General features: G+C 40.7%; 7 protein-coding genes. All 7 read right to left on the bottom strand.

Annotated elements, in window-relative coordinates:
* On the bottom strand, positions 1 to 1,368 hold a 1,368-nt coding region (locus ACO1O5_RS06685), incomplete at its 3' end, for a RagB/SusD family nutrient uptake outer membrane protein (protein ID WP_486269063.1).
* Between the two features lie 26 nt (positions 1,369 to 1,394).
* Positions 1,395 to 4,376, bottom strand: coding sequence for a SusC/RagA family TonB-linked outer membrane protein (locus tag ACO1O5_RS06680; protein ID WP_486269062.1), 2,982 nt, complete (start codon positions 4,374 to 4,376; stop codon positions 1,395 to 1,397).
* 486 nt (positions 4,377 to 4,862) lie between these two features.
* Positions 4,863 to 5,813, bottom strand: a complete 951-nt coding sequence (locus ACO1O5_RS06675) for a serine hydrolase (RefSeq protein WP_486269061.1) — start codon at positions 5,811 to 5,813, stop codon at positions 4,863 to 4,865.
* A 75-nt stretch (positions 5,814 to 5,888) separates the two neighbouring features.
* Positions 5,889 to 6,365, bottom strand: a complete 477-nt coding sequence (locus ACO1O5_RS06670; protein ID WP_486269060.1) for a nuclear transport factor 2 family protein — start codon at positions 6,363 to 6,365, stop codon at positions 5,889 to 5,891.
* 124 nt (positions 6,366 to 6,489) lie between these two features.
* Positions 6,490 to 7,221, bottom strand: a complete 732-nt coding sequence (locus tag ACO1O5_RS06665; protein WP_486269059.1) for a 3-keto-disaccharide hydrolase — start codon at positions 7,219 to 7,221, stop codon at positions 6,490 to 6,492.
* A gap of 60 nt (positions 7,222 to 7,281) precedes the next feature.
* Positions 7,282 to 8,337, bottom strand: a complete 1,056-nt coding sequence (locus ACO1O5_RS06660; protein WP_486269058.1) for a sugar phosphate isomerase/epimerase family protein — start codon at positions 8,335 to 8,337, stop codon at positions 7,282 to 7,284.
* A gap of 83 nt (positions 8,338 to 8,420) precedes the next feature.
* Positions 8,421 to 9,584: a Gfo/Idh/MocA family protein gene (locus tag ACO1O5_RS06655; RefSeq protein WP_486269057.1), complete on the bottom strand. Its 1,164-nt coding sequence runs from the start codon at positions 9,582 to 9,584 to the stop codon at positions 8,421 to 8,423.
* Between the last annotated feature and the right edge of the window lie 17 nt (positions 9,585 to 9,601).

Here is a 9,601-nt window from a genome sequence, read left to right as displayed (position 1 = left end):
TCTCAATTTTGCTTCAGCAACCATCAGTACAACATCAGGATATCTGAAGATCATTTGATCATTATTACATGGACCGCCATAATAATTATAGTCAGGGGGATATTTAATTACCCGGATTCCTGTTAACTCCAGGTTGGCACCAGTTTCCTTCATATCATCCGCAATTTTGGGATCGAAAGCTAAAGGATTACCCTTTCGGTCCTTTTGTGCACTTCCATCTTCATTGTACTGCTGGCCTATCAGAAATCCAGACCTGATACCTGAAGTTTGGTAATCAAGGAGATTACTGGTTGTTCTTCCACCAAGCCTTTGATCAAGAATAGTATCCTTATTAGTTTTAGCGCCGACGCCCGTAAAAAATCCACCGACGCGGTTTGCATCTGCCGTGGCGGTTGTGGCTCCGAAACTATTGTAAAAATCTGAAACTGTTGAAAAACCATTCCAGCCGGCATTAGGCGCTTGTTTATCCCAACTGTTATAATGTAAAGTCATGTTCCACCGTGCCTCTATGCCGGTATGATTGGTACTAACACCACCTGTGTTTGGCAATAGAAATATCGCTTCGGTAGTGGCATGATTGTTTGGGGCAAAGTTGTCGAAATAATTAGCCATATAGCTATACCTGTTGCTGCTTATAATGGCACTGCCAATTGAAACTACCTGGGCCATGTCTGCAGGATCAAATGTAGGTGCTGCCCGTGAAATGAAAGTACCTTTTTGAAGCAAACAATGCATCAGCAGCGTATTGGCTACGTCAGTATTTATCTTTGATGGATCACCGGGGGCTGGTAAGTCTGGCAAACTTGCAGTAATTTCACTGATAATAAAATTAATTGCTTCAGCGCCGGTTTTTACCTCAGGAGCCAATAATAAATTATCGCCCGGATTTCGAATAGGGTATTGCCCGTACTCATCTTGAAGATAATACAAGGAAAGTGCCCGTAAAACCCTGGCCTGGGCAGCCTGGGATGGTGTGGGGCTAAAGCCCAACACATTGGTTGCATCGAAATTTATTTTATTCAGGGCATTAAATACACTTAACACCTGGCCATGATTTGCATCCCAGGTATGATTATGCACTACTCTCCATACCCCATTATCGTCCCAGTCACCACCCCTGGTGGGAACCAAAGATTCATCTGTTGCGTTTTCCTCCAGGGAAAAAAGGTTATCCTGGGAAGCAAGAGCACTAAGATCAGAATATGCCGCAGTGAGTAAGAAGCCGGTACCCGCTGTTCCGAGCGAAGCTGCAGCCTGGGCTGTTGTAAGTGATCCATTCAGTTTCCCATTCAATTTTGTACAACCAGCCATCACCGCAACTGTTAAGAACAGCAGGGCAATATTTGTTAATTTTTTAACTTGTATCATATTTTTAGAAGTTTATCAATTATAAATTAAAGCGAAAAGTTTAATCCCAGGGTGATTGTTCTTGGTGTTGGGTAAGGTATATATTCCAGGGACCTGGATGGGTAGCCACCGGTACTCTTGTCAATATTTACTTCAGGATCAAACCCGGAAAATTTAGTAATAACAAATAGATTACTTCCACTTACATAAGCGCTGATATTTTTGAAATATTTGCCGGCGTTCCCAAAATTGTAACGAACGGTCGCGTTACGGAGTTTCCAGTAATTGCCACTTTCCAGGAACCTGCTGTTGGCTGCCACAGGGCTCTTCGGTTGTTCAGCTGAATTGTAAGCTTTCAAATCTATATTTCTTCCCTGCGCAATGCCGGCAATATTAGTTACCGAAGTAGCAGTGTTATTATAGATATAGAAGCCGAATGAACCCCCCATGTTGACACTCAGGGTAAATTTGGAATACCTTAAGGACGTGCTGAAACCTGCCAACACTGTTGGATTTGGATTGCCTGAGGCAACCGGTGAGCCGCCATAAGTTTGATTTCCGTTTTGATCAAATCCCTGGAACGGTTTCAGGTACCACTCGTTAACAGGGTAGCCATTGGTGATCTCCTGGGAAAGAGTTCCTGATACACCCTGGCCATCAATTTCTCCCGTAATAATTTGCAGGGGAAGACCAGTGGCAGTATTATTGAACCCACTAATCTGATTGTGATTATGAGCAAAATTACCGGTTACATCCCAGGTAAATTTCTTAGTTTCTACAATAGTTGCTCCTACTGCAATCTCAAACCCTTTGTTCTCCAGAACGGCCCCGGGAAGATTGATCCAGGTGGTTGTACCCGGAGCAGGCTGAATGGCCACTGTTGAAAAAAGTATGCTCGAAGTCTTCTTATCATAATAATCAAATGAACCAAAAATTTTACCTTTAAGTATGCTAAAATCCAATCCAAGATTCAATTGCTTGGTTTGCTCCCATTTCAAATCAGGGTTTTTCGTAACCTCCTGGGCAATCTGGTTGTTTGCGATAAAGAAGATTTGTTCAATTCCGGAACCGGCAGGGAAGGCCTGGTTACCAGTAATTCCCCAGGAAGCACGCAAACCGAGGCTGGAGAACAGCGTATTTGATTTCATAAAATTCTCATTGCTTATATTCCATTTCGCAGCTACGGACGGGAAATAAGCATATTTATTATTTGTACCGAACTTATTGGAACCGTCATCCCTAATAGTTCCTGTAAGAATATACCTGTCATTATAATTAAAGGTAGCCCTTGCAAAATAGGATTGTAATTCAGTAGTTGGGTTTGCAAAAGAATAGAAAGGATTCTGCGTTTTTGCGTCTGTCATGATGTTGGTATAAGGAATCCCTACCCTATTCTTATAATCTAAATTTGTATTAAACCCACTGGCGGTGATGCCATTTCCTGAAACATCCGTTTTAAAATATTCATACCCAACCAATGCTTCCAACGACAATTTTTGTGTTAAGTTGGCAGAATAATTCAATGTATGGTCAATCGTTTGAGATGACAGTATCTGATTTGCTATTGCAGCATTACCCTGTCCTGAAAGGCCGGGGAAGCCGGGAAGCCATCCATCCTCATTAAGTTTACGGCCGCCCGTTTCGTAATTGATACCATAAAGGAATTTATATTCCAAATTAGGAAGCAACTTATAGGATGCTGAGATATGCCCCAGGAACGCAGATACATTTGTTTTATCATTGTATGCATCAATAATTGCCAATGGATTGCCTGATCCCGTGCTGGGGTAGTTATAAGCGCCGCTGGTCTTTAACGCTTGTGTCGGGTTCCAGCTTAAAGCAGATGAAATCACGTTTCCTGTTGAACCTGATGTATTGGCCACCGGAGTAAGGCTTTCGCCGAACGAACCAGCTATTAAACCAAATTCTATATTTAATTTATTATCAATAAAATTATATTGCCCGTTAAAAGTCGCCAGGTATTTCTTTAATGATGATTTCTTTAGAAATCCCTGGTTATCGGAAGCAAGAAATGTGGCCCTGTATTTCCCGGTTTCGTTTCCACCACTCAATGCTATGGAATAATTCTGCGAAAGATTGCTCTGCGTGATCTCTTTTAAAGCGTCTGTGTTTGATCCATACTTATATTTCTGAGCGATACTGTCTGGTAAATACTTAGACAATGCAGTTTTAAATTGGCCTGCATCTAAAATTTCGTAGCGCTTCATATAACCCGCAAATGCGCCAAAATTTACACCCACGTCAATTCTCATAGGGCCTGAGCTACCTTTTTTAGTGGTAATAAAGATTACCCCATTGGCACCTCTTGAACCATAAATAGCCGTTCCGGAAGCGTCTTTCTGCACGTCAATTTGTGCAATTGTATTTGGATCAATAAATAAAAGTGGATCGGAATTGGGCGTGGTACCAAATGCATTTCCAATATTCGGCCTTGCAGTTCCTCCATCAAGAGGAACACCATCCACCACATATAAGGGATCGTTACCCGCACGAATAGATGAGGTACCCCGTATCTGGATGGTAGTTGCAGCGCCGGGCTGCCCACTGGTGTTAGTAACCTCTAGGCCGGGAACTTTATTTTGCAACAACTGGTCCGGGGAGTTAATAACACCCTGGTTAAAGTCTTTCGCTTTGATGGATGATACCGCTCCTGTTAAATCTTTTTTACGGGCAGAACCATAACCAATTATTACAACATCACTTAAAGACTGGCTGGAACTTTTGAGGATTACTTTCACACTGGAAAGGTCAGTAACGTCTACTCTCTGGGTCTCTGAACCTACATAACTAATTTGAAGAATGTGTGATTTGGGTGGAACATTGATGGAAAAGGTACCATCGGCCGCAGTTCTAACACCTGTTTTTTGTCCGACAACAACCACAGATGCATCAGCTAAAGGTGAGCCGTCGGCAGAAGTGACGGTTCCGGTAACTGTTCGTGTTTGCTGAGCCATTGTAAGGAAACAAAATAGCATGAACATGCCGCTAAGCAGGATTTTTTTTCTCATAATCAAGTAATTATTAAAGTGTTAATGTTTAATTGACGTGTAATTTACACACATTTGTTAAATAAATATCAATTTTGGAAAAAAAATGTAAAATTTTTTTTGTCATGATTTTGTTGTGATTATTCAATGCTTCGCATCAATCATTATTAAAATACGGAAACGATATTTTTTTTCGAAAAGTTGCTTGATCAATAAAATCAGACTAGCTTATTATTCTTGATAAAATCCTTCTTTCCTCACACAAATCCCCAAAAGCATAAAACCGATGATTCCATTCGTGAAACTTTGTAAAATGACCATTTTCTTGCTGGCTTCTTGCTGAACGCAGGCTGTTCTCCGGCTGGCATGTTGCTAACTTTAGCCATATCCCTGCAACAAACCAACAACATGGTATTAAGAAAACAGCTTTCAAATAGCTGGAAAAGGTGTCGCGGGCGGCATTGGCTCAACAGATATTCAATGACACAGGTTCGGCATAGACTAATTTTACAATGAAGATTCTTTATGGAGATACCTGATAAGATTGTATACTCTCATTGAAAGGTTTTTCATTCGGGGCGTCACTTCTTCTTCTGTAACCGGAGTAAATAAAGCAACGACATATCTGACATTACCATCGTCCACAATACCAACATCATTGGTATAAATACTCCACCATCCGGTTTTATGGAAGTACATAGAATTTGGTGGTAATCCTAACGATAGCTTCGTTGTGTCAAGCTGCCTGCCGAGCAATGCCTTCAACTGCATACTCACCCAGGGATTTATTAACTGATTCATATAAACTTTATACATAAAATCTGCTGCGTGTAGGGCACACGTTTCCGTGCCCCTAACAGAATCGTAACCGGGGTCTTCCAGCTTTCTACTCAAAAATTTTCGGGTAACCTCACTGCCATACCAACCCAAATTGTGTATGGTTTTGTTAATACTATCCCGCGTGGCAACATCAATTAAACAATTAGCCGCAGAATTATCACTACGTGTTATCATTAAATCCAACAGGTAATTAATCGTAACAGTATCACCTGCCTTTAAAAGTGGTCGTGGATCATATTTTATTTCTTTATATCTATCCACATCGTTAGGGGACCTGACGATGTATTGCTTCGACAATGAATATTCACCATTATAAACCTGCCTTAAAATTTCCATAGCCACATACATCTTATAGACTGATGCAGGGTAAATAAAATTGCTGCAGTCAACACACCCCAAAATGGGGTGCTTTCCATTTAGATCAACTACTGCAAACGAAATTTTTTCCATCCCGTCTTCGCCTGCATCCCAGGTGCTGTCTAAACCAACCTCGTGAACTATTTTTTTAAGTGAATCATTGAAGCGCTTTTCCTGTCGGAAATAGCCGGGAATTTTTATCTGCCCAATTGAACAGGAAATGAAAAGGAAAAACAATATGGCAGATAGAAGCGTTTTCAATTCTTGAGTATTACACATATATATATATAAGGTAACATAACTTTTTAAGCCTGTCAAAGGAACCGCACAAAAACGTCAGATCGCATTGGTTTCCCTAAAATGTTTTAGCATCTTAGTTGTTTCCTGGTTTAATTTGTTTTTGAAAAAGTTAGTTCCGCCAAACAATCTGCCTTTTAAACCAAATGCCTGCGTTGCCCATTTATGCAAATTGAAAGTATCAGTATGCCTTATGATTTTTGAATCTTTAAAGTCAAATTCAGCACCAACCACATTATGGACTTTTCTCCCGGTTCTGCCAAATGTATACCATGCTTCCCAATGAGCTGATCCTTTTTTTAATGAAGCGCTTATATCGGAATATTCAACTCTCAAATCCGAAGCATTCCTGCAAAGCATTCGCCACATTGCCCGCGCATCATCTACTTTTAATTCTCCAAAAGCGGGATCACAAAAGATGATATCATCATGATAACAGGAAATCATTATTTCTGCATCTTTGTTTTGAAAGGCTGTATAGAATTTTTCTATTAAGCCTTTCATGGGACTTATCATGCTGTCTAATATTAATTAATGAGACGAATCAGAACTCAAAATATTTATATAATTGTATAATATAACGAGTAGGCTTGTACGATTTTCAGCGGCAGATAAGGGAATTATTAATCAATCATAAGTATCAAAGCCTTTTGATCCTGATATTCTTATACCAAACGTCTTCACCGTGTTCCTGTAGTGAAATTTTTCCTTTTTTGAAAGTTCCAAAGTCCGGCATGTTTTTAAACTTGCTGATAGCAACCATTTTCTTCCAGTTATCGTTCCACAAAGTTGTTGAAAGAGTATGCACACCGTTCATGTAAAAATCCAGCTTGCCATTTAGTGATTTTATTTCTACATGATTCCATTCGCCCTGTGGCTTTGCCGCTTCTTTGGATGCCAGCAGATCATACAGGTCTCCGGCGCGGTGAGTATATAGCCTGGCATCATCATGCCCTTTGCGTGTAGGAGTACCGTTATCCAGCACCTGCATCTCCAATCCCGTTTCGTAAGTTGCACCATATTTCACGGTGTCTTCATGTATGTAGAATATAATACCGCTGTTTCCTTTAAAGCCGATTTTCCAATCAAGTTTTAAATCAAAGTTTCCGTACTCCTCATTGGTTACTAAATCCCCCTCTTCTTCGGGGTGACCTTTCAGGGCTGCTGCATCCAGCGCAAAAGCGCCATCATTTACACTCCATGCCTTGCTCACAGTTTTCTTACCCCAGGTATGCCAACCTGTGGTGGTTTTTCCATCAAATAATAATTTCCAACCGTCTTTTTTTTCCTGGGCCGTAAGTGCGTTATCCTGGGAAAAGCAACAACTGAAACTGAGAATTGTGAGTAATAAAAACAAGGTTGACTTTTGCATATTTGGGTTTTAAGGGATAAAAGAAATTGTAATTAATTAATAAATATGATTTAATAAAAACTAGTGAAGACCTAAAACTGAATTGATCAATTTCTCATCCTTTGCTGTTCCTGCAAAATCATCAAATGCTTTTTCCGTTACCGGGATAATATTTTTTTTGATGAACTCCGCTCCTTCTCTTGCGCCGGTTTCAGAATCCTTTAAGCAACATTCCCACTCCATTACGGCCCAACCGGGATAATCGTATGCAGCGAGCTTACTAAATATCGCTTTAAAGTCAACCTGGCCGTCGCCCAGGGAACGAAATCGGCCTGCCCTGTCAATCCAACTTTGATATCCACCATACACTCCCTGTTTACCAGTTGGATTAAATTCCGCATCTTTCACATGAAAAGCACGTATGCGTGAGTGATAGTTATCTATATACGCAAGATAGTCGAGGCACTGCAAAACAAAATGTGAAGGATCGTATAACAGACATGCCCTTGAATGAAAATTGACTTCTTCTAAAAACATTTCATAAGTAATTCCATCATGCAAATCTTCGCCGGGATGAATTTCGTAACATACATCAACGCCGTTTTCATCAAACACATTTAATATCGGCAACCAACGGGCAGCCAATTCTTTAAACCCGGTATCAACCAAACCCGCCGGACGTTGTGGCCAGGGATAAACCATGGGCCAAAGCAAAGCTCCGCTGAAGGTTGCATGAGCACTCAAACCAAGATTTTTAGAAGCCTTCGCTGCAAAAGTTAATTGTTCAATTGCCCAATCGGTTCTGGCTTTGGAATCGCCATGAACTTCTTTCGGTGCAAAGCCATCAAATACTTTATCATAAACAGGATTTACTGCTACCAACTGGCCCTGTAAATGTGTTGACAGTTCTGTAATCTGTAAGCCGCAATCATTTACCAATCCTCTTAATTCATCGGCATAGGTTTTACTTTCGGCAGCCTTTTTCAAATCAATACAGCGAGCATCCCAGGTTGGTATCTGAACACCTGTAAAACCAAGATCTCTTGCCCAAAGGCAAATAGATTTCATATCGTTAAATGGTGGTTTATCGCCAAGAAACTGTGCCAAAAAAATTCCGGGACCTTTAATTGTTTTCATGATGCTTATTTAGCCTCTCCTCTCCTTCAACAAGCTCAATATCGACTTCGAAAACCCGGGAGAAGAAAAGGATTATTAATAAATTATATTTTAAAATCGGTCCACTTTTCGGTTGACTGACCAGATGCCACAACATTTTCTATAAATGCCATACCGCGAACGCCATCATCGGCGCCGGGAAAATCGAGCATCTCTTTTGTAGGTTCTTTGCCCTCCATTTTTGCCATTAATGTTTGGGCAAAATTGTGATAAATATTTCCAAACGCTTCCAGATAACCTTCCGGATGGCCACCGGGCGTTCTGCAATTTTTTGTTGCAAAGCTGCTTAACACATTTGTGTAGTTAGCACCAGCCCGTAAAATTTCAGTGGGTTTGTCGAGCCATTTAACCAACAAAGTATTGGGTTCCTGTTGTATCCATTCTATACCACCCTTCTCTCCATATATCCTGATCTTCAAATTATTTTCTTCACCTGCAGCAATTTGAGTTGCGCTTAATACACCTGCTGCACCATTGTCAAATTTTAGTAAAACGCTTCCGTCATCATCGAGATGGCGGCCTTCAACCATTACATTTAAATCGGCACAAAGCTTCGTAATCTTTAATCCTGAAATATATTCCGCAAGATGCGCCGCATGTGTTCCTATATCTCCCATCGCACCTGCTTTTCCTGATTTCTTTGGATCGGTGCGCCAGGCTGCCTGTGCATTTCCTTCACGCTCCGATAATTTGCTTAACCACCCTTGCGAATATTCAACATATATTTTCCTGATCTTTCCAAAAACGCCATCCTTCATCATTGCTTTTGCCTGCTTCACCATCGGGTATCCCGAGTAAGTATGAGTAAGGCATAATACTAACCCCGTTTCATTAACCTTCTTTTGTAGTTGCTTCGCTTCATCTATAGTAAATGTCATTGGTTTTTCAACAACAACGTTGAAGCCATTTTCAAGCGCCATCATTGCCGGGCCAAAGTGGGCAAAGTTGGGAGTAACGATCGTTATAAAATCTATCCGCTTATCAGCCGGCATTTTGCTTTCATTGGCAATCATTTCTTCATAGGTAAGGTATGTTCTGTCTGCAGGAAGAAATAATTCTAATCCCGATGCCTTTGCAATATCAGGATTGATACTTAATGCTCCGCAACATAATTCAATTAGTCCATCCATGTTGGCAGCAATGCGATGAATGGCACCGATGAACGCATCTTTACCACCACCTACCATTCCCATTCTTAGTTTTCTCATATCAAACAATTTTAATG

This window comes from Ginsengibacter sp. (assembly GCF_057362405.1).
This window is presented reverse-complemented; position numbering and strand designations above follow the sequence as displayed.

Bases quoted from the DNA above. Each gene is read 5' to 3' on its own strand.
- ACO1O5_RS06680 (WP_486269062.1), bottom strand. From the start codon at position 4,376: ATGAGAAAAAAAATCCTGCTTAGCGGCATGTTCATGCTATTTTGTTTC.
- ACO1O5_RS06670 (WP_486269060.1), bottom strand. From the start codon at position 6,365: ATGATAAGTCCCATGAAAGGCTTAATAGAAAAATTCTATACAGCCTTT.
- ACO1O5_RS06665 (WP_486269059.1), bottom strand. From the start codon at position 7,221: ATGCAAAAGTCAACCTTGTTTTTATTACTCACAATTCTCAGTTTCAGT.
- ACO1O5_RS06660 (WP_486269058.1), bottom strand. From the start codon at position 8,337: ATGAAAACAATTAAAGGTCCCGGAATTTTTTTGGCACAGTTTCTTGGC.
- ACO1O5_RS06655 (WP_486269057.1), bottom strand. From the start codon at position 9,584: ATGAGAAAACTAAGAATGGGAATGGTAGGTGGTGGTAAAGATGCGTTC.